This is a genomic window from Chryseobacterium sp. OSA05B (assembly GCF_019970065.1).
Lineage (GTDB): Bacteria > Bacteroidota > Bacteroidia > Flavobacteriales > Weeksellaceae > Chryseobacterium.
The window spans coordinates 306,827-329,476 of sequence record NZ_JAHXYH010000003.1 but is presented as its reverse complement, the minus strand read 5'-3'; the positions used below and the strand labels follow the sequence as shown (position 1 = coordinate 329,476).

The 22,650-nt window shown below is 39.3% G+C and carries 18 protein-coding genes; 16 read left to right on the top strand and 2 right to left on the bottom strand.

The genetic code is table 11. The features are described from left to right. Positions 1 to 358 precede the first annotated feature (358 nt). The 7 genes from LC419_RS13670 (at position 359) to LC419_RS13640 (ending at position 5,201) form a co-directional block, all read left to right on the top strand. Positions 359 to 937 carry a nucleosidase gene (locus LC419_RS13670; RefSeq protein WP_223607887.1) on the top strand — a complete coding sequence of 193 codons (579 nt, stop codon included), beginning with the start codon at positions 359 to 361 and terminating at the stop codon, positions 935 to 937. 12 nt (positions 938 to 949) lie between these two features. Further along, a complete protein-coding gene (locus LC419_RS13665; protein ID WP_223607886.1) occupies positions 950 to 1,474 on the top strand; it encodes a GNAT family N-acetyltransferase in 525 nt (174 codons plus the stop codon). A 12-nt stretch (positions 1,475 to 1,486) separates the two neighbouring features. Further along, a complete protein-coding gene (locus tag LC419_RS13660) occupies positions 1,487 to 2,056 on the top strand; it encodes a Crp/Fnr family transcriptional regulator (protein ID WP_223607885.1) in 570 nt (189 codons plus the stop codon). Between the two features lie 147 nt (positions 2,057 to 2,203). Further along, positions 2,204 to 3,016, top strand: a complete 813-nt coding sequence (locus LC419_RS13655; RefSeq protein WP_223607884.1) for an alpha/beta hydrolase family protein — start codon at positions 2,204 to 2,206, stop codon at positions 3,014 to 3,016. Positions 3,017 to 3,256: 240 nt separating this feature from the next. After that, the gene (locus LC419_RS13650) at positions 3,257 to 3,730 is read left to right on the top strand and encodes an RNA polymerase sigma factor (RefSeq protein WP_223607883.1); all 474 of its coding nucleotides are present in this window, start codon (positions 3,257 to 3,259) and stop codon (positions 3,728 to 3,730) included. Continuing rightward, positions 3,723 to 4,313 carry a hypothetical protein gene (locus tag LC419_RS13645; protein ID WP_223607882.1) on the top strand — a complete coding sequence of 197 codons (591 nt, stop codon included), beginning with the start codon at positions 3,723 to 3,725 and terminating at the stop codon, positions 4,311 to 4,313. The genes LC419_RS13650 and LC419_RS13645 overlap by 8 nt, the downstream gene beginning before the upstream one ends. A gap of 12 nt (positions 4,314 to 4,325) precedes the next feature. After that, positions 4,326 to 5,201 (top strand): PHB depolymerase family esterase, encoded by an 876-nt coding sequence (locus LC419_RS13640; protein ID WP_223607881.1) that lies wholly within the window; start codon positions 4,326 to 4,328, stop codon positions 5,199 to 5,201. A gap of 101 nt (positions 5,202 to 5,302) precedes the next feature. On the opposite strand, the gene LC419_RS13635 is transcribed toward LC419_RS13640, so the two are convergent. Then, positions 5,303 to 6,400, bottom strand: a complete 1,098-nt coding sequence (locus LC419_RS13635) for a TauD/TfdA family dioxygenase (RefSeq protein WP_223607880.1) — start codon at positions 6,398 to 6,400, stop codon at positions 5,303 to 5,305. Positions 6,401 to 6,617: 217 nt separating this feature from the next. On the opposite strand from LC419_RS13635, the gene LC419_RS13630 reads away from it, so the two are divergent. From LC419_RS13630 to LC419_RS13590, 9 genes are read left to right on the top strand one after another with little or no spacing between them, the layout of a single operon-like run. Further along, positions 6,618 to 8,144 (top strand): aspartate aminotransferase family protein, encoded by a 1,527-nt coding sequence (locus LC419_RS13630; RefSeq protein ID WP_223607879.1) that lies wholly within the window; start codon positions 6,618 to 6,620, stop codon positions 8,142 to 8,144. Further along, positions 8,116 to 10,542, top strand: a complete 2,427-nt coding sequence (locus LC419_RS13625) for a GNAT family N-acetyltransferase (protein ID WP_223607878.1) — start codon at positions 8,116 to 8,118, stop codon at positions 10,540 to 10,542. The genes LC419_RS13630 and LC419_RS13625 overlap by 29 nt, the downstream gene beginning before the upstream one ends. Further along, positions 10,535 to 11,851, top strand: coding sequence for a lysine N(6)-hydroxylase/L-ornithine N(5)-oxygenase family protein (locus LC419_RS13620; protein ID WP_223607877.1), 1,317 nt, complete (start codon positions 10,535 to 10,537; stop codon positions 11,849 to 11,851). Before LC419_RS13625 ends, LC419_RS13620 begins: the two co-directional genes overlap by 8 nt. A gap of 7 nt (positions 11,852 to 11,858) precedes the next feature. Next, positions 11,859 to 13,673 (top strand): IucA/IucC family siderophore biosynthesis protein, encoded by a 1,815-nt coding sequence (locus tag LC419_RS13615; protein WP_223607876.1) that lies wholly within the window; start codon positions 11,859 to 11,861, stop codon positions 13,671 to 13,673. Then, the gene (locus LC419_RS13610; RefSeq protein WP_223607875.1) at positions 13,670 to 15,073 is read left to right on the top strand and encodes an MATE family efflux transporter; all 1,404 of its coding nucleotides are present in this window, start codon (positions 13,670 to 13,672) and stop codon (positions 15,071 to 15,073) included. Before LC419_RS13615 ends, LC419_RS13610 begins: the two co-directional genes overlap by 4 nt. A 1-nt stretch (position 15,074) precedes the next feature. After that, a complete protein-coding gene (locus LC419_RS13605; protein ID WP_062646915.1) occupies positions 15,075 to 15,320 on the top strand; it encodes an acyl carrier protein in 246 nt (81 codons plus the stop codon). Positions 15,321 to 15,324: 4 nt separating this feature from the next. Then, positions 15,325 to 16,713: an AMP-binding protein gene (locus LC419_RS13600; protein ID WP_223607874.1), complete on the top strand. Its 1,389-nt coding sequence runs from the start codon at positions 15,325 to 15,327 to the stop codon at positions 16,711 to 16,713. Further along, positions 16,700 to 19,138, top strand: a complete 2,439-nt coding sequence (locus LC419_RS13595; protein ID WP_223607873.1) for a TonB-dependent receptor — start codon at positions 16,700 to 16,702, stop codon at positions 19,136 to 19,138. Before LC419_RS13600 ends, LC419_RS13595 begins: the two co-directional genes overlap by 14 nt. Before the next feature lies 1 nt (position 19,139). Next, on the top strand, positions 19,140 to 20,324 hold the full coding sequence (locus LC419_RS13590; protein WP_223607872.1) for a PepSY domain-containing protein: 1,185 nt from the start codon (positions 19,140 to 19,142) through the stop codon (positions 20,322 to 20,324). Between the two features lie 799 nt (positions 20,325 to 21,123). Here LC419_RS13590 and LC419_RS13585 read toward each other — a convergent pair. Beyond that, positions 21,124 to 22,611 carry a PLP-dependent aminotransferase family protein gene (locus LC419_RS13585; protein WP_223607871.1) on the bottom strand — a complete coding sequence of 496 codons (1,488 nt, stop codon included), beginning with the start codon at positions 22,609 to 22,611 and terminating at the stop codon, positions 21,124 to 21,126. Positions 22,612 to 22,650: the final 39 nt, after the last annotated feature.

Sequence of the window (22,650 nt, the reverse complement as noted above, 5' to 3'; positions counted from 1 at the left end):
TGTAAGGAAGTCATTAAGCTCCAAACAGAAAATGACAATGTGCTTTATTTAATTTTTAAGGTTAATTCTTTAAATTTTATTGAATAGAACTAACTTCCAGCTTCCTGATTAGATTAAATTTTTAACCACAAATAACACTAATAGGTTCACGAATGTCACTATTGAATGTCAGCAACATTCGTTAAATTCGTGAAAAGATTAGTGAGATTAGTGTTGTCAATGAAAAATAATTTAGCATATTCAATATAAAACACCTCAAAGCGAGGTGTTTTTTTGTTGAATACAGATTATAAAAAACCAGAAAAGAATTCCCGTTTTAGCTGCTCAATGCTTATTTTTGTTTAAATATTTATGTTCAATGATAAAAATCAATACTGAAGCTCATTATCCTGTTTCAGAAACCCTGTTTGTCTTTGCTCTGGACTCGGAAGCAGGAAAGGCTTTTGAAGGAAAAAATAAGCTGGTGACCGGAATAGGGAAAGTGAATGCTGCTATTGAACTGACCAGAGAAATCCATCTCAGAAAACCTAAACTGATCGTTAATCTGGGTTCTGCAGGGAGTAAAAGCTTTGGGAAAGGGGAAGTGGTTTGCTGTACAAAATTCATTCAACGGGATATGGATGTGAGAGGACTGGGGTTTAGTCTTTATGAAACGCCCTTATCCGGAATTCCACCTGTTCTGGAATACGGTCTTAAGATGAACGGCCTTGAGGAAGGGATTTGTGGCAGCGGCGACAGCTTTGAGATGAATCATTCCGAAACGGACTATAATATTGTAGATATGGAAGCCTATCCGCTTGCGCTGATCGCTAAGAAAGAGAACATCCCTTTCCTGTGCCTGAAATATATTTCTGATGATGCAGGGAGCGATGCGGCAGACGACTGGGCGGTTCAGGTACATCTGGCTTCTGAGGCGTTTAAAAAACTATTGTTTTAACAAAAAAGAAAAATGGCATCTATTATCATTAATACAGCTTCAACTGAAGATTTGGAAACCATACAGAGCCTGGGTAGACAGACGTTCTCAGAAACCTTTGCAGAAAGTAATTCTGAAGAGGCTATGACAACCTATCTGGAAGAAAGTTTCAATACAGAAAAAGTAAAGTCGGAACTCAATAATCCCGATTCTCATTTCTTTATCGCATGGGAAGAGGACCATCCTGTCGGCTACCTTAAATTGAATTCCGGAGCAGCACAAACCGAACTGAAGGACGATAATACGTCTCTGGAAATAGAGCGTATTTATGTCAAAAAAAGTCATCACGGACAGAAAGTAGGGCAATTACTGTATGATCAGGCATTGGAGAGTGCTCAAAATCTCGGTAAAAATTATCTTTGGCTTGGCGTCTGGGAAAAGAATCTGAGAGCCCTGAACTTTTACAGGAAAAATGGCTTTGAGGAATTCGGAAGTCATACTTTTACGCTGGGAGATGATGATCAGACAGATCTGATGATGAAGAAAATTTTAGATTAATAACAATCCGCTTTGAAAGAACTTTTAGAAGAGATCAATTCCTATTACCCATTATCAGAAGAAACGGTTGGGGCAATGATGAATATCTGTACGGAAGAAACATTTCGTAAAAACGATCTTCTTCAGGAAGCCGGAACTGCAGCCAGATACTATTACTTTATAAAATCAGGGTTGGTAGGGTATTATACAGTGGATGAACAGGGAGATTCTGTCTATAAAATTTTCTTTGAAGAAAAGAGTTTTGTGGCTTCTACTGCTGCTGTGATCAAGGATAAACCCAGTGAATTTAATATTGTCGCGCTGGAAGACTGTTCGGTGATCAAATATCCTGCAAAGGCTTTCAGAGAGCTGATCAACCGATATCATGACCTGGCATTATTTCAAATCAATTATCTGGAAAAAAACTGGGTAGTAAAAAAAGAACCGCTGGAGATTTCTTTAAAGCATGAAACAGCCAAACAGCGTTATCTGCAGTTGCTGGAAAATAAACCACTGTATGATCGCCTTAAACAGCATCATATTGCTTCTTATCTGGGTATTACACCCACTCAGCTGAGCCGCATAAAAAAAGAAATAAACTGACAAAAGCTTCAACATATGTTGAGGCTTTTTTATTTTATCGGCCGCATATTTGTACCGTAATCAATAACAATGGTATGGTAGCCAGCCACAACGTGGCGATTTAGCCTAAGATAGCATGCAGTCCTATCAGATTTAAAATTATATCCTATGAAAAATATAGTAAGCATTGTATGTGTATTGACGGTATCTGCACAGCTTTCCGCACAGAAAATCATTCATAAAGAAGTGTTCAGTGCCAGAATGAACAAGAACATTAAAACCATTATTATCACGCCGGATGTACAGCAGGGAGCAACCTATCCATCGGTTTATATTCTCCACGGGTATAGTGGAAACCCTGACAGAACGATCAAACAGGATATTCCGGATCTGGTTCAGAAAGCGCAGGAGTATAAAATGATTTATGTATTGCCGGACGGAAATTACAATTCATGGTATATAGACAGTCCGTTGGTTAAAGATTCACATTATCAGATATTTATCGGGCAGGAACTTGTAGATTTTGTCAATAAAAACTATCCTGTGAAAAATGACAGAAAATTCCGCGGTATCCTGGGCTGGAGCATGGGAGGTTATGGTGCTGTGAACATTGGTACCACGTACAATAAGACGTTTGGCATCGTTGGAAGCTCTTGTGGAGCGCTGGATCTGGCTTCCTTTGGGGAAGGCTATATGAAGTATCAGGTAGATAAAGTGGCAGGTCCTGTGATCACGTTAAATCCTAAATTTCTTACAGACAGTAAGATTAAAACAATGGCATCAGCAGATCAGCAGTATATCTTTGACTGCGGTACGGAAGACACCCAGATGATCGCTATGAACAGAAACTTTCATAAAAAACTAACTGACCAAAAGATTCAGCATCTTTATATTGAGTCTTTAGGAATCCATGATCCTAAATACTGGAGCAGATCTTTATCTGAGCAGCTGACTTTGTTTGATAGATTTTTTAAGCCATAAATTTAACTTTATATAAACTGGTATATATTACTTTATTACAATTAATTATTTATGTTTATTTGAAGTTAGAATAAATCTGTTTTTTATTTTAGATTACTATTTCTTTACGTATAAATTCTCCTGGTATTATCTTAAATACCGGGATTTTTTTGTTTATATTCGGACTTAAATTATTTTCTTTTTTTTACATTTTGCAAAATTTTCTGTAACATTTCTTCCGTCAATGGATTTATAAGGTATATGGATTTTGAAAACTTATATCAGCAGTATTCACCCAAAATATTCAGGTTGTGCCATGGATATTTTAATGATGTGGATAAAGCTAAAGATATGACGCAGGAAACATTCATTACCGTATTTGAAAACCTCGGATCGCTGAAGAATACCAGCAATATTCCCGGATGGATATTTCGGATAGCGACCAATAAATGTCTGAGGCAAATCGAGAACGAAAAAAGGAATCAGACCGTGACAGATTATAATTTTACAAAAATAGAAGCTTCAGAAACGGTTAATGAAGATGAAAAACTGGTCAGACTGAGAACATGCATCAAAGAACTTTCTGAAATCGACCGTCTGATCATAGGGCTTTATCTCGAAGATGTGGCTCAGGAAAAAATAGGAGAGATCATGGGGATCAACCATTCCAATGTAAGGGTAAGAATACACAGGATCAAGGAAGTTTTATCAAAAAAAATGAAAAACCATGAGTGATAATTTCGACGATATAAAAGACATCTGGCTCTCAGCAGACGAGCGTGTTCCGGATATTGATCTTGTAAAAGAAGAGATCTCATACCTGAGAAAGAAAAAAAACACCCGTTTCATGCGCTGGTATTTGTCTGTTATTGCTTTTTCATTGTCGGTGATTGCTTATGTAATTTATACCGATAAACTAAACAGTGTTTATGAAAGTATCTCAGAATTTATCCTCCTGTTCACAGGAAGCTTTCTTTTATACCATTCCTGGAAATCTATAAAAATCCATAAAAGCGAATACCTTCTGAGCAGTCAGGAGTTTTTGCAGCAAATGAAAGACGGAAGCAGAAACCACGATAGAAAAAAGATTTTTGTCAACTGTGTGAGTGCATCACTTTTCACAACAGCGCTCTTCCTGTATTTTTTTAAGAAGTTGTCTGTAACACAAACATTATTAACGGCAGGCTCACTGTTATTTTTAATCATCAATGTTCTGATATGGACTGTTATCAGGGCTTTTTATGAAAAGAAAAGTGCAGAGAAGGCCACTGCGTTTATTTCTGCTGCTGAAAAACTTCTTAAGGATATCAATACTTAAATATACCATCTTATGACACGAAATTTTATACTGCTGTTTGTAACGGCATTGTTTTCTCATGCCCTTTTGGGTCAGACTAAATCTTTACAACACAACGATGTAAAACGAAAATACATTGTCTACACTCCCAAAGGGTATGACCCCGGAACTTCCCGAAAATACCCTGTTATTTTCAATTTCCATGGTGGCGGAATGACGCCGGCAGAGCAAATGCTGTATACTCAGATGAACAGAACAGCTGATCAACATAACTTTATCGCAGTTTACCCAAAAGGCATCAAGGAAGACTGGAATGTAGGCTTTGGAATGTCCTACAAAAAAGGAACGGATGATATGGGCTTTGTTGAAGCACTTCTCAACCAGATTGAAAAAGATTATAAGGTAGATCCTAAAAAAGTCTTTGCGACAGGATTATCCAGAGGCGGATTCTTTTGCCATCGGATTGCTGCAGAACTTCCACACAGGTTTTCGGCTATAGCTACAGCTGGTGCTTCTTTACCGGATTCTGTAGCCTATTATCACAAAGACCGAGGAGAAATTGGAGTTTTAATGGTCCACGGGAAAGCGGATGTGGTTGTAGATTATGCAGGAAAAGAGGGTGGATATTTTTCTGCATTAAAATCTTATCAGTACTGGCAGAAACAGAATTATTCAACAACCGATAAGGAGAAAATGAGTAAGCTTGATCAAAATAAAAATGATCAGACCTCAGCAGAAATTATTGAAACAAAAACAGGTAAAAAATACGTAACGTTAATATCAATTGAAAATGCCGGTCATACCTGGCCCGGAGCAGATGATTTCAATATCGGGCTTCCTATCGGATTGACCTCTAAAGAAATAGATTTCAATGAATATATGTGGGCATTTTTCAATAAGCAGGAATGATTTTTAAACTGGAATGTTTTTGAAAATAAAAAATCCTTTTAAGCCTTGTGCTTAAAAGGATCCATCATAATTATTATCAAATAAATATCTAATAGAACATTTTAAATGTTTTCAAAATTTTTCCCCAAATGCTCTTCAATAACAAAGAAAGGGTCTTCTGTAAGCGTGTGGGCTCTCATTTCCATGAGACTCACTTTGCTCATCATACGCAGCATAATTCTTCTTTGGCATTCGTGTTCTACGCCGTTGATATTTCTTACCCCGGCACGGAAAGCTGATCTTCCGTGAGCACATAAATGGTTATTCACCAATATCACATCTCCGGCCTGTGGCGTGAACCCTGAATAGATCAGATCTCTGGCCTCTTCCCAGAATTCTGTCAGATGACTATGGGCATCATCAGTCTGCTTAATGCTTGGGTTGAATAACTGTTCTGCAGCATCAAACCTCATAAAAGGCAGTTCATAATTACCGTACAGAACGGCATCCAATGCTTCTTCTTCGTCTGCAGCTGTTTCCAGATTGGCATCTTTCGGAATTTTATACATACGCTCAAAAAGAGGTCTGAAATTTTCCCCGATAGCCCCGTGAGAACGGATGGAGTATAGGGTAGAAGGTACCTGCTCTTCATTACGGATGTACATAAAGCTTAAAAAGTCGGCCTGATGCTTCAGAAAGGCATCTTCAGTATGTACATAAAGATCTGTTGCAGATCCCGATCCGGTTTGCGTTTCTCTCATTTTTTCGTCAGGAATAATGGCGTGCATTAATCCTCCGCCTTTACGTTGAGAATAATATTGTACAGGTTTCGATGGAAGTGCTCCATGAATTAAAGCACACGCAAAACCATAGATATTGAATTTGGAATAATCCGCAGACTGCCAGTTAGGAGGTGTATTCCCTATACTTTCCTGATCGATGTCCATTAATCCTTTAAATACCAGTGCTCCATACTGATCTATTGAAAAATCGCTGGCAAAATCAGCGGCTATATGCAGAATTCTTTCCGGTAAAAAATAAGAAGCCAGTTGATGAACGTGGGTAATGAAATCTCTGTTTTCGTAGCTGCCATATTTTCTCTGAAGATGCGCCGCCGCATCTTGTATCATTCTTCTTTCCTGAGCAGTGAGCTCAATGACTCTCGGAAGCAGTTTTACCGCAGTAATACTGTCGTTATCTAAAATTTTTAGCGAATTCATTAAAAAAATATTTGGTGTGTGAATATAATTTTTATATTTGTTTTTAATTATTCTAAATAACAATAGACGGTTCAAATTTAGGAATAATTTATCAATCACCAAAAAAAAACTTGAATAAATGCAAAAAATAAAAACTTGACAATCAAGTATATACATCTATATACTATACACACTTTACACTACTTATTGATTTAAAAAATCACCTTACAAATACCATATGAACAACAATCAAATGCCCGCCGGAGAGATCCTGGGCGCTTCCTTACCTCACATTTCGGGGAATTTTGGAAATATTTTTCATACTGACAATTATGATCATTATCGTTCCGCTGTCGAAGAAACTTTAGACCTTGTAGGAACTTTTCTTCACAGAAATGACAAACCCTTCAGCGGAATCGAAGCCAAAGAAATGAAAGGCATGGTACAGCAGATAGACCTTAATCAAAAACTATCTTCGTATCAGGAGCTACTTGAAGAGGTAGATACTATATATGTAAAGCATGCGACTGCTTTTCACCTTCCACAATACGTGGCACACCTTAACTGTCCTATCGTTATTCCTGCACTGGCAGGAGAGATTCTTGTAAGTGCCATCAATTCTTCACAGGATACCTACGACCAGAGTGCAGGAGGAACTTTCATGGAAAGAAAACTGATCGACTGGACCGCAGAGCAGTTAGGATACAATGCAGAAATCAGCGACGGCGTTTTCACAGCAGGCGGATCACAGAGTAATCTGATGGGCCTTGTGATGATGCGCGACTGCTTTTCCCAGAAGAGATACAACCATAATATTAAACTGGATGGTCTTCCACAGGAAGCAAGCCGATTCAGAATTTTTGTTTCTGACAAATCCCATTTCAGCAACTTAAAGAATGCCTCTATCATGGGATTGGGCGAAAAAAGTATCGTGAAAGTTCCTACAGACGAAAGATTCTGCATGGATATCACTTTGCTAAAAAAATACATTAAGAGAGAAGAACAGATGGGAAATATTCCTATTGGAATTGTAGCTACGGCCGGAACTACAGATTTCGGAAATGTAGACCCACTGGAAGACATCGCCAATGTTGCTGAACAATATAATATCTGGATGCACGTAGACGCGGCTTATGGATGTGCTTTATTATTAAGCGAAAAGTACCGTCATCTTCTGAATGGTATCGAAAGAGCGGATTCGGTAACGATAGATTATCATAAATCTTTCTTCCAGCCTATCAGCAGCAGTGCATTCATCGTTAAAAATAAAAGGGAATTAAGAATCCTAAAACACCACGCAGACTACCTGAATCCTGCGGAAATGGATGAAGAGGAAATTCCTGCACAGATCAATAAATCCATTATTCAGAGTACCCGTAGATTCGACGCACTGAAGCTGTGGTTTACCTTAAGAATGATGGGCAAAGAACAGCTCGCAGAATATACAGACACAGTGATAAACCTCACCAAAGACGTAGCGTCTATGATCACTGAAAACCCTCACTTCGAACTGCTTTCCGATACAGATCTGAGCGTTCTGGTTTTCCGTTATATCAGACCTGATATTGAGGACCTGAATGCTTTGAACCAGCATATCAAAATGAAGCTTTTCTACAGCGGGGAAATTCTGGTGGCAAGTACCAAAGTAGATGGAAATTTCTACCTGAAGTTTACTTTCCTGAACCCGATCACCACAACAGAAGATGTTCACCAAATTTTAAATACAATCAAATCGCATGGAGAAGACTTTGATACAGCAAACTAAGCTTACGGAAAAAGCACAGGAAATCACGATTAGAATCCTGCTGAACGGAATGCTTCGTGAGCTTGGAAACGGAAAGTTCTATCAGGGAGTTCCCAAATACGACGTACTTACGGCTCAGGCACTGGAAAACAGCACCTATCCACTTCATATAAGATTTGAACTAAAGAAAAGCGACATCTTTTTATTCGCTCCGGTTTCTTACCGTTCTGAAAGTGCTTTTCACAATTACGGATCGCCTTTATGGGTGGTTGATCATAACAATCAGAAGGTTTTTGAACCGGATGTTGATCAGCTTACCGAATTCGTATACCGCGAACTCTCTGAGCAGTTCAGTGAAAAAGGCCTTGAATTATTTACAAAAAGAATTCACAGCAGCTTAAGAAATCTGGAAATGATTATGGAGGAAGGTTTACAGGATAAAGATGCTTTGACGTATTCTTTCCTGGAATCTGAACAACAGCTTCCTGTAGGACACAATCTCCATCCGTTTACAAAAGCGAGAATGGGATTCTCCAGAGAAGAGCAGCTTCTTTACGGACCTGAATTCAATAAAGGAATTAAGCTGGAGTATTTTCTGGTACATAAAAGTTGTGTTCAGGAACAGTCGGTTTTGGAGCAGCCTTACAATGAATTTCTGAAGAGTATGGTTTCATTACCGGAAGATCTTGAACATAAATTCCTTCAAGAGGATGAGAAACTTTATGATTTTTACACGGTTCCGTGTCATCCATGGGAAGCTACGTATCTTTTATCCATCGAAGAAGGAGCGGAAATGATCAAAGACCGTACTTTAATTCATATCGGAACTTTTGGGAAAGAATTTTATTCAACCTCTTCCATCAGAAGCATGTACAGTCCCCATATTCCGTGGATGCCTAAGTTTTCTTTAAATGTTCTTTTAACGGGATCGATAAGGATCAACACGGAGAAAGATTTAAAAAGAGGCTATGCATCAGCTTTATGGAGAAAACATGCAGGAGCAGCATTTGAAAAGGATTTTAACCAGTTTAAACTGCTTTTAGAGCCTGTAACATTAGGCGTTTATCATCAGGATAAAAATATTGAAAGTCTTAATCTGTTGATCCGCGAAAATCCGTTCCTGCCGGAAGATAAAATACTTCTTTTAGCAAGATTATGTCAGGATGAGCCTGCAGACGGACAAAATTTTATTCAAAAATTCTTTACAGATGTTTCTGAAAAATTAGGAAACAGTCCGGAAGAATCGGTTACTATTTGGTTTGCAAAATATATTCACCTGCTGATTGCTCCTTTAAACCATTTATACAGCCAATACGGCATGGCTCCTGAAGCACACCAGCAGAATCTTTTAATTCAACTGGATGATCAGTTGCTTCCGAAAACTCTTTTTGTAAGAGATGCACAGGGCTATTTATTAAGAGAAAGCGCAGGAGAACAATATACGGAGCTTTCCAAAGCGTATCCTGAGATTGAAGATCTTTTCATCAGGGATGAGCGTCTTTTAGATATTATCTCTTACCATGTTTTGGTGAGCAATCTTTCAGCATTGGTGGCTTCATTAGGAAAGACAGGATGGGTGAAAGAGAGAACTCTGATCAATATTCTGCATAACGAATTTGAACAGGTTCATCAGGAAATGCCTTCAGATTTTACCCGTTATGCACTTGAAAACCGTCATTGGGGAACAAAAACCAATTTTAAGGCGGTTGCTAATGAAATTGACGGAATTACAAGCGCTGCAGCTATTTCTTACGCCAAAGTTCCGAATCTTCTTCATTATCACTATTTCTCTGATCAGCTTATCCATCCGAAAGGAAAAGAAGCTTTCTTCAAGCGTTATTTCCAGAAAGATGATGTCACGGTTACAATGAGACCTGTTGATCTTGATGAGGACCTTGAAATGCTTCATGAGTGGTTTAACCGTGAACACGCGATCAAAATCTGGCAGATGAACTGGCCAATTGATGAACTGGAAAGCTACTACCGCTTAATGCTACCGGGTGATGAAGCGCATAGCTACATCGTCATGAGCAATGGTGAGCCTACATGTAATATTGAGGTATACTGGCCGTGCAGAGATATTGTCGGTGATTACTATGATGTACTGCCTACCGATTACGGAACCCACCAATTTATCGCACCCACAGATCCGAAGAAGAAATACGTTTCTCCTTCCACCCAGTCTATGGTAGATTATGTATTTGCCCAGCCGGAGGTTGGAAAAATGGTAGGGGAAGGCTCGGTAGATTCTCTGGCTTCTATGATGAACAAGGCGCATGTCGGGTTCAAAGTAGATAAAGTCATTGAAATGCCTCATAAAAAAGCCAACCTTAATTTCTGCTACAGAGAATGGTACTGGGAAAAATTCCCGCAAAACAAAGATGTAGAATTCACCGTAAAAATTACTGAACATGAATAACGACACTGTATATAACGTGATCGGAATAGGTATTGGTCCTTTTAATTTAGGACTTGCCGCCTTATCGAATCCGATTTCTGAATTAAAAACCCTTTTCCTTGACCAGAGAGACGGTTTCGACTGGCATCCGGGATTAATGATCGACCACGTAACACTGCAGACGCCTTTTCTATGCGACTGTGTATCCATGGCAGATCCAACCAATCCTTTAAGCCTTCTGAACTATCTGAAAGAAACGAACAGACTGTATAAATTCTTTATCAGGGAAGATTTTTTCATTCCGCGTAAAGAATACAACCGTTACTGCCAATGGGTAGTCAGTCAGCTTCCACAGTGCCGTTTTTCAACGCAGGTAGTTGATATCGTGTATGAAGACGGATTGTATTTAATCACAACCATTCATACCAAAACTAAGGAAACAGAGGTTTTCAGAACAGAAAGACTGATCCTGGGAACAGGCACACAGCCTCATATTCCTTCGTTTATTCCGAAAGAGGATTCCCGTATTCTTCATACAAGCTCTTATCTGTACCGTAAGGAAGAACTTTTAGCTCAGGGTAAAAAAATTGCCGTGATTGGTTCAGGACAAAGTGCCGCAGAGGTTTTCTATGATTTATTGCAAAGCCGTGATGAAAATACCCAATTGGGCTGGTATTCACGTCCGGACCGTTTCTTCCCGATGGAATATTCAAAGCTGACGTTGGAACTGACTTCTCCTGATTATGTAGATTATTTTTACAGCAGGGATGAAACGGCAAGAAAATCAATATTAAGCAAGCAACAGGCTCAGTTTAAAGGAATCAACTACGACCTCATCAACCAGATCTATGATTTCATTTACGACCTGAATATTGATAATGCTGATCCTAAGCTTACCATCATTCCAAACAGCCAGTTGGATAGAGTAGACAACAGCAATCCTGATAATTTGACTCTTGAATTCACACAATTAGAACAAGAGGTCCCTTACGAACAGGAAGCTGATTATCTGGTGGTAGGAACAGGATACCGTTATCATGAACCGGCTTTCTTAAAAAATATTCAGTCCAGAATTAAAAGAGATTCCACAGGTTTATTTGCGGTCAACAGGAATTATTCCATAGATCATAACGGCGGTGAAATCTATGTGCTTCATGCAGAAGTACACACCCACAGCTACATTTCTACCGATCTTGGAATGGCGGCCTACCGTAATTCGTATATCATCAATGACATTTTGGGAAGAGAACATTATAAAATCGAAAAGAAAATTGCTTTCCAGGATTTTGATGTAGAGAAACACGCTGCTGTATCAACTGTCAAAATATAACAGAACAATGAACACCAACTTAAAAAATAATACAATCAGCCAGGAAATCTGGCTGCAGGCTAACAGAGATCTTATGGCCAAGACGATTGCGGAGTTAATGCATGAAGAACGTCTGAAACCTGTTGCCGTTACTCAGGATGAAGCAGAATTTACGGTCTTCAAACTGGAAACCGGGATCGAAACTATAGAATACATTTTCCGCGGACAGGAAAGGATGATGGATTACTGGTATATTGATACGGAAAGTATCGTGAAAATAGAGAATGGCGTACCCACCTCAGCGCTGAATATTCCCCAGTTCTTCCTTGAAATGCAGACCGTATTCGATCTGGATGCTAATACACTGGCGAGATATACCGAAGAATTGTTGCATACGTTATACTGTGACGCATTAATTTTATCGAGAGGCGTTATGTCTTCAAAAGAACTGGCATCAAGTAATTACCAGACCGTAGAGCATCAGATGACGGGCCACCCTTGGGTAATCGTTAACAAAAGCAGATTAGGATTTTCTCCTACCGATCTTGAAACGTTTGCTCCAGAAGCAGGAGAGGATTTAAAAGTGTTGTGGCTGGCTGCTCATAAGGACAGATCAGCGTTCCAGTCGCTGGAGCATATAGATCAGGAAGGATTTTACCGCTCTGAAATTGGAGACGAATTGTATCAGTCATTTCAACAAAGACTGCTTGATTACAGAAAGTCTCCTGAGGATTATAATTTAATTCCCGTGCACCCGTGGCAGTGGGAACATAAACTGAAAATTCACTTTGCTGGCGATATCGCATCCGGTATTTTAATTCTGTTAGGAGAAGGAAATGATATCTACAGCCCGCAACAGAGTATCAGAACTTTGTTCAATACAGATCATCCTGAAAAAAGATACCTGAAAACCGCTGTTTCTATTTTAAGTACAGGAAACATCAGAGGACTGTCGCCTAAGCAGATGAAAATTGCCCCTTCAATTACAGACTGGGTAAAAGGATTGATCAAAGGCGATGCATATCTTGAAACAAAAGGAACCATATTTTTAGGAGAAGAAGCTTCTATTGCTTATCTGCATCCTCAATACAGTGCGATTGCCGGTGTTCCTTATCAGTATAACGAATTTCTTGGAGCTTTGTGGCGCGAAAGTGCTTCCAATTATTTACAGGAAGATGAAGAAATGTTTACCATGGCTTCCCTGCTTTTTGTAGATCAACATGGAGTTCCATTGGTACAGGCTTTTGCAGAACAGGCAGGAATTAGTATCCAGCAATGGATCACAGATTATCTGGATGCCTATCTTACACCGCTGCTTCACATTTATTACACCCATTCTCTTTGTGTAACGCCTCATGGAGAAAACATTATGGTCGTATTGAAAAACGGAGTACCGAAGAGAATTGTGATCAAAGATTTTGTAGATGATATTGTCCTGACGACAGAAGCAAGGGAAAAACTTCCTGATCATCTGGCAGACGGACTCATCCAGTCTTCCAATAAGGAAAACGTTCCGTTGTCTATTCTTCTGGGTGTTTTTGATGCGTTCTTCAGATATTTATCCAATGTTCTGCATACCCATTCCAATTTTCAGGAAGAGACCTTCTGGACGCTTGTTCATGAGTGTATAGAAAACTACAAAACCCATAATCCTCATCTGAATGAGCGGTATGAAAAATATGATCTGTATGTTCCTACATTCAAAAGGTTCTACATCAACAGTCTTCGTTTGAAAAACAATGGCTACAGTGAAAATAAAGCATTTGCTATTCCAAAGAAAGACGGTGCACTGCCGAATCCTTTGTATCAGATTGCGAATAAAAACTCTGTAGCGACGGTATGAGAAAGTTTCTGCATCTTGTAAAAGAAGGCTCTGTATTTGCGTACGGAGCTTTAGCGGGAAAAAAAGTAGAACTTACCTCAGGGAGTATCAACCGTTCTATCTTCAGCCTTGCCATTCCAATGGTGATGGAGCTCGTGATGGAATCTGTTTTTGTCAGTATCAATCTTTTAATCATTGCAAGATTAGGAGATAAGGTCCTTGGACTCGTGGGAATTGCAGATAACTATATCAATTTTGCCAATGCGATTGCCATTGGTTTGGGTATCGCTGCTGCAACACTGACGGCCAGGAGAGCAGGAGAAAAAGACCAAGAAGGTATGAGCCGGACTGCCCATTATATCATATTGCTAGCTGCTGCTTTTGCATTACTGATTGGCGGTCTGTCATTCCTTTTTGCGGGTGAGATCATCAGTTTCCTTGGATTCAATACTGGTATTGTAGATAACGGACTTCCTTTTTCCAAGCTGGTCTTTTTGAGTATCGGTCTGGTGATTCTGCGTCTGTCTATCAATGGTCTTTTCAGAGGAGCAGGGGATGCAGATCTGGCGATGAAGTCACTTTGGCTTTGCCATATCTCCAGTATGATCTTTGCCGTGATTCTTGTGTTCGGACTTGGCTTTATTCCCGCTTACGGAATAATGGGACTGGCGTATTCTACCATATTATCCCGGTTACTGGCGGTTTTATATCAGTTCTTTATTCTTCTTACACGCAAAACCAGTGTGAATATCCTGGTGAAATTTCATCTCGATCTGCCTTTAATTAAGAAAATACTGAAAATTACTTTTGGCGGACTGGTTCAGTATATTATTCCTGCTTCAAGCTGGCTGATCATGGTTAAAATCATTGCCACCTTCGGCACTACTGCTCTTGCAGGATACGTTATTGCGCAGAGAATTGCTTCTGTTGCGACGATGCCTGCCTGGGGAATAGGAAATGCTGCAGGGGTTCTTACAGGACAAAATTTAGGAGCTGGAAATCCGGATCGCGCAGAGAAAACGGTATGGAGAGCCGGAGGGATCAATATGACCTATCTGATAGCTGTCGCTATATTTTGGCAGTTTGCTGCGGAATATGTAGTGACATTCTTCACCAAGGAAGTCGAGGTAGCACAATACGCCGTACAATACATCCATGTGGTGTCTATGGCTTATCTGTTATTAGGCTTTACAATGGTGATCAGCCGTGCCCTTAATGCGGCCGGCAATATTATGCAGGTAACCCTGCTGTACATGATCATGTTTTATGTGATTCAGCTTCCTTTAGCCTACCTGCTTGGGGTAAGGCTTCAATGGGAACTGAAAGGAATATTTACGGCTATTGTTTCCTCGGAAATCGTACTGGCTGTCTTGTTCCTCATGATCTTCAAAAATGGTAAATGGAAAACTATAAAAATTTAAAATGCACACAACAGACGAATTTTATGAAATTATCGCATCAGCAATCGCTGTGAAAAAAGAATTGGTAGACGAAAATCTTACGTACCAGGAAATTCCTGAGTGGGATTCCATGTCGCATCTGCTTATTGTAGAAGCTTTGGAGCAGTTCTACCGGGTCAAGTTTGACTTCAACGACATCCTTGAAATGGGAACCGTCGGAAAGATCCGCGAAAAAATGAAAAAATACGATGTACTCGTAGAAAACTAAGTATATGAAAATTTTAGAAAATGTAATTGCCAACAAGAACTTGTTGTTTACAGATGCTTCCACCGGTGCTTCCACGCCGGTTGGAACCCTGTACCGGTCTTTAGGCCTCAATCCTGTAGAAAAAGGATTGATCTTTTTGTACAATGACAATCAGCTGCCCAGTATTGAGGTGCTCCTCAATTTCTATGGAACGGCACATGCCATTGCTGTTTTGGGACAGAAACTTCATCCGGAATTTAAAGAACGTCTGGAAGCGGAATACCGTCCCAAATATATCTTTGACCCCTCAAGAGATGAGGTTCAGGGATATTCGTTAAAGGAGTTTTCAGAAACGGTGAAAATCTTTGCTAAGGAAGATTACCAGCCGGAAGTGACGATTCATCCTGACATCAAGATCCTTTTAAGTACTTCCGGAACTACCGGAGTTCCGAAACTGGTGAAGCTTTCCGATGAAAATCTTTATCAGAATGCTGTGAGCATCCTTCAATATATGCCGATCCTGGAATCTGATGTAGTTCCGCTCAACGTACCGATTAATTTCGTGTACGGTTTTTCTATTTTTACCACCAACTGTATGCGTGCGGGAAGAATCGTTTGTACAGACAAAGACATTATGCAGAAAGCATTCTGGGACGAAATGGAAGCGTATGGATACAGCACGCTGGGAGGTGTTCCGTATCTGTACGAAAACCTGAACAGAATCGGATTCTTCAGAAAAGACAGTACCAGTCTGAGATACATGACCCATACAGGAGGGGTGATCAATGCTGAATTGAGGAAAACCATCTTCAATTACTGTCATGAATTTGAAAAACAGTTTTTTGCTCAGTACGGACAAACCGAAGCAGGCGGAAGAATGGCTTATCTTACGACGGACGGACTTCTTGAAGAAGAAACATCTATTGGTACTCCTGTACACGGAGGAAGTTTCCAGGTCGATCCTGAAACGGATGAACTGCTCTTTTTACATTCAAGCATCAGTGGAGGTTATGCCAACAAGCTTGAAGATCTGTCTACCTACGAACAACCTAGACTTCTTCATACAGGAGATACAGGCAGAAGAGGGCAGAACGGACTGTATTATATTACAGGAAGAATTAAACGCATCATGAAGCTTTTTGGGATCCGTCTTAACCTGGATGAGGTAGAGTTTATCCTTAAGAATGAGCTGGAAGGCAATACAGTTGTTTGTCTGAACGGCAATGATAAAAAAATCATTGTTCTGTATAACAATATTGAAATTGATCCTGAGAGCATTAAGGAAACCATTAAGAATAAACTGCGCATCAATCCGCAATACGTACGCACCGAACACATAGAATCATTTCCATTATCACAAAACGGCAAAATCAACTATCCCCTGTTACAAAACTTACAGCATGAAAATATTTAAAACCCCTATATTACTTTTATTTCTTGTCGGTCTTCCATTATTTGTTTCTGCCCAGCAGAATGAACGCGTCAACGGAAAGATCATGTTGTCTGAAAAAGTGCCCGTGAAGAATGCGCTTTTAAGATTAGTCAATACGCCGTATCAGGCTAAGACCAACAATTTAGGAGAATACTATTTTGATAATGTGCCACCAGGAGAATATACGCTTCAGGTGGTTTTAAATGATATTGAATTGATGCGTGAGCAGATCCGTATTGAAAAAGATGTCTTTGAAATTCCGGTAATTTATCCTGAGACAGAAAACAATGTTATCGAAGGCATTACCGTATATGCGTTCAGCAGAAATAAATTTCTGGACAGAGACAGTACTTCGATCTCTAAAATGCCTTTGAGAAACATTGAAAATCCCCAAATGTATACAAGCATCAACCAGCAGATTCTGAAAGAGCAGTTGGTGTATGATATGTCGGACGCTTTAAAAAACGTTCCGGGTATTGTGAAAATGCAGGGAAGTGCGGGTAGAGCGGGAGACGGAAGTTTCTACTACAATTTAAGAGGTTTCCCTACCAGAGTTTCTATGGTAGATGGTGTTCCTGCGACCACCAACTCAGAAATTGATCCGGCGGATATTGAACGTATCGATGTGATCAAAGGACCTTCCGGAACGCTTTACGGTGGTGCGGTAAATTCTTTTGGGGGATTAATTAATGTGGTGACGAAAAAGCCTAAAGATTATTTCGGCGGAGAAGCTTCTTATCTTTTGGGAAGTTATAACCTGAACCGTGTCACGGCTGATGTATATGGCCCAATCACGGATTCAAGGAAGACTTTATTCCGTTTGAATGCAGCGTACCAATATCAGAACGGATTCAGAGATTCGGAGTTCAGAAAATCCATGTTTGTAGCGCCTACATTCAGCTACCAGGTGAATGACCGGTTAAAGTTTAATTTGGGAGCCCAGATTTACACCTATGAAGGAACGAATACACCGATTATCTTTTTACCGAGAACCAGAGCATTCATCGCAACCACGCCTGATGAGCTTGGATATGACTGGAAGAGGTCTTATTCCAATAATGATATGACCTTAAAAGCACCTTCCATCAATGTAAAAGCTGAGATTAATTATAAAATTTCAGATCAGTGGAGTTCTCAGACTCTGATCTCAAGAAATTACAGAAAAACGGAAGGACTCTATCAGTATCAGTTCATGAGAGGAGCTACAGATAACCTTTTGGAGCGTAATGTACAGTGGCAGAATGGTGAAGGAGCGTCTACCAGCATTCAGCAGAACTTTAACGGGGAATTTAAAATAGGAAAAATCAAAAATAAAGTTCTTGTCGGATTAGATTATTTAAACCAGTCTTTGAACAATAACCTTTCTCCAATTGTTGTTTTTGATTACATTGACCCTAAAAATCCTACAGCACCTATAGCTTCGCCTGTCACAGGATTATATGGAAATATAACCAGAGATTTAGCGTTACAGAAAATTCAAACTTCTACAGCACCTTTAGTAAGAAATACAGCATCAAGCAATATTTATGGCGCTTATATTTCTGATGCGGTATATATTACAGACCGTTTGGTTACTTTGCTAAGTTTACGTTTTGACCATTATGAAAGCAAAGGACAACTTGATCTGGTTAAGAATACCAATACGGGGACATTCAACCAGAATGCGTTGTCTCCAAAACTTGGTTTATCCTATCAGATCTTCAAAGACCGTCTCTCTGCCTATGCTAACTATATGAATGGTTTCAGTAATGTAGCTCCGGTTGCGCAGCCGCTTGCAGACTTTAGTGGAGATTTCAAACCGCAGAGATCCAATCAGTGGGAAGTAGGATTCAAAGGAAATCTTTGGAGAAACAGAGTGAATTTCACGGTAGGATATTATGATATTCTGGTTGACAATATGCTAAGAGCAGATATTGTGACCCGCGGCGGAACAAGTTATAATGTGACGATCCAGGACGGAGAACAAAGAAGTAAAGGGATCGAAATTGAAACCATCCTGAACCCGATCCAGGGACTGAACATTATGGCGGGATATTCTTATAACGACAGTAAGTTTGTAAAGGCTGCTGCCAATGTAGATGGCCGTCGTCCATCGTCTTCAGGTCCGGCTAATGTATTCAATTCATGGGTGAGCTACATATTGCCGATCCAAGGACTTTCAGGTCTCGGAGTAGGCTTTGGTGTGAACCGTGTGGGTGAGCAGATTAGCGTAGACAACGTGACAACAGGACAGTTTATATTCCCGGCTTATACTTTAGTGAACGCTTCCGTATCTCTTGAAAAAGAAAGATACAGATTAGGATTTAAAATGAATAATTTAGGAAATGCGCAGTATTTCGCAGGGCAGGGTGTTATAGTTGCCCAAATGCCTCGTAACTTTGTGGCGGAGGTTACTCTTAAGTTTTAATATGAATTCTATACTCAGAAAGACAGCATATCAATTACATCTATGGCTCGGACTAACGTCCGGGCTTATAATTGTGATAATGGCAGTGACAGGATGTATTCTCGCTTTTGAAAAAGAACTGAAACATGCCATACACCCGGAGAAATATTTCGTCAAAACTATAAAAAAAGAAAAACTCCCATTTTCTGAACTTAAATTGAAAGCAGAGCAGGCGCTTCCGGACAGTTTAAAGGTAAGCAGGGTAGAAATATCCTCAGATCCATCCAGAAGCTATGCGTTTCGCTCCCTGAAAATGGACAAGGAGGCTTTGACCTATTGGGGTTCTTATATTCATTATTACAGGGTTTATGTGGATCCTTACACCGGAAAAGTTCTTGAGGTTGAAAATGCCAAAAATGATTTTTTTGAGATCGTGATGGATCTTCACCGCAGACTCTTATTGGGTGAAAAAATTGGTAAAACCATTACCGGATCTTCAACATTGATATTGGCTGTCATGCTTTTCTCAGGACTGGTCATCTGGTTTCCACGTAAAATGAATAAGAAAGCACTCAAAGGGATGTTTATGATCAAGACATCAGCCAAATGGAAAAGGGTTAATTACGATATGCACAATGTCCTGGGATTTTATGCCGTTATTCCTTTATGTCTTATCTCATACGCTGCCTTGATATGGAATTTTGAAGAGGTGGATCAATGGGTCAAAAAAACACTGAACGGAAAGGTGAAGACTGAACAGAAGGCTAAAAGTACCATTCCTTCCGAAGAATCTTCAGACAAGAAAAAGATCTTGAATATTGTAGGAAACAGGATAGAAAAGAGCCTGGCTGATAAAAAATCCGCACTCATCAGCTTTCCGAAAACAGAAGAAGGAACTTATTATGCTGAGGTAACCTACGGTGATAAACAGTACCAGAATGAGCAGTTCAATTTTGATCAGTACTCAGGAAAAATCCTAAAACATCAATCCTATAAAGACAAAAATATCGGTAATGGAACGGCTTTAAGAGAAAGAAATTATGACCTTCATACAGGAAGCATATTTGGAATGACAGGCCGGATTTTATACCTTTTTGCAGGTATGATTGCAGCTTCACTTCCCATCACAGGATTCATTATTTATCTGAACAGAAAAAAGAAGAAACCCAAGAAAAAGAAAATGAAGGCTTTAGTGCCTACAAATTAACAAAAACAAAATTTTAGATAAGTGTAACCTAACCGTTGCACTTTTTTTATTTCAAAGTTCCTTACAACTAATTCTACTTTTGTCGCACGGATTTCAAAAACCCATACAACGCAAACATCTGTGAAAATCTGTGTCATCTGTGTTTAATTTCAAAACTTCATTTAAAATCAAACATAAATAAACCCATTTCTTTTCCTTTCCCAGATTCTCATGGTACACTTTCTAAAACATTAAGATAAATGAAGGTAGTAAGGTTGGTTAAGAAAAATCAAATGATTTTTTAAGCTGTAAGCTTTAATGCGATGCTAAACTTCATATTCTTAAAAACTTAATGGTCCTTAATGGTTTAAAATATTATCTCTCGCAGATTAAAAAGATCCGGCGGATCTTCCCGTTATGGTAAAGAAAATCAGAGATTTTCACAAAACTTAAGTGTACTTTTACGATAAGCTTTTAAACTTTAAATAAACTTAAGTGTTTCAAGAAAACTTTTGTGACTTTTGTGGTTGATATTTTTTGCTTACATACAGCTTCATAAAAACGCAATCATCTGCGTGATCCGTGTGATCTGCGGGAAATTTTTAACAATTATTTGTAATGACTCTGTTATGCAAATCTTCTCGCTTCATCAGATCAACTTTTTCAATCCTTAAAATGAAAAGTGTCAAACATAAAACTTTGCGTGGTAAATTACAGTAAGTATATTTTTTATCCCACAGATACTACAGATTTCACAGATTTATAAAAAACAATTATCTGTGTGATCCGTGGGATCTGTGGGAAATTTATAACAATTATATTATAGCAGCTTTCTAGTATGATCAGAAAGAATTTCAATACTTTTCTCCATTTCCTCAAAGTTGAGATTTCCAAAACCCAATCTCATCGCCGTAAGATCCTTGGTCTGATAAAGCAGTGTTTTAGGAATAAATAAATTATTCTGCGCACAGTTCCGGCTCAGCTGCATCAGGTTCACCGGAATAGTCCATTCCAGCCAGAAAGCGAGACCTCCCGAAGGCTTTTGAAACTGTATACATTCATCTAAATTTCCCTTAAGAAGTTCTGCAAAGTGATTCCGTCTTTCCTGATAAATCTTTAAAGATTTTTTAAGATACCGGTGTATTTCTCCTTCCTCAATCATTTCGCCCAAAGCCCTTTCCATTAAGATATCACCCTGACGGTCTATAATTCCGAGATACTTCCTCATCTCGACCATCAGATTTTCCGGAGCGACAATAAAGCCGGTTCTGAATCCAGGTGCCAATGATTTCCCAAAAGATCCGATATAAATCACCATTCCATTAGTATCTGCACTTGCCAGTGGAAGAATCGGACTTTTGTCGTAATGAAATTCATAATCATAATCATCTTCAAGGATGATAAATCCATACTCGTGGGCAAGATCGAGCAGCTCAAGTCTTCGTTGTGCACTTAAAGCAAAAGTAGTAGGATAGTGGTGATGCGGTGTAAGGTAAAGCATTCTGATTTTCTGCTTTTTACAGGTCTCCCGAACGCTCTCTACTATAATTCCATCCTCATCAATAGGCATTGAAACAATATGAACTCCAGCTTTTTGAAAGATCATATTGACCGAAAAATAGCTCAAAGCACCTACCAACACGGTATCTCCTGCGGAAAGTAGAATTTCGGAAACAATATAAATACTCATTTCCGTGCTTCGGGTAATAAGGAGATTATTCTTTGAAATAGGCAGTCCCCGGGATAGATTAAGGTAATTTGACAGATGTTCCTTAAAAAATTCACTTCCATCGTGATTATAATGGCCCAGCATTTTCTGATTGGATTTCCTTTTAAGAATAGAGCTGTAAAACCTCGAATGCTGTCCGATCTGAGTCAGTCTGATATCCGGTACACCATCATTAAAAACATACTCACAGTCTGAATGTTCAAAAGGATTGTCTAAAATATTCGAAGTTTTAAACGAAAAACCTGTTGTTTCAGGATAATTCTGAAGGTTGTTTTTTTCAAAGTTTTTAACCTTTACCGGTTTTTCCTGATGTTCTCCGATGATGAAAGTTCCTTTATTGGGAAGGCTTTCCACCCAACCCTGTGCAGATAATTCATCATAAACGGCAACAGCGGTATTCCTGTGGATTTCCAGCACTTCACTAAAGGTTCTCGTTCCCGGTAGCTTGGTACCGTATGGCAGAAAACCTCTCTGAATCGCATTGATCAATTGATTCGCAATCTGCATATAGATCGAAGTTTCTGAATTTCTGTCAATTTCTATAAAACTTTGATAAGGAATCTTAACCGGACTATCCATAATATTAAAACTGGCACCTTTTAATGGTCCGGCAATATA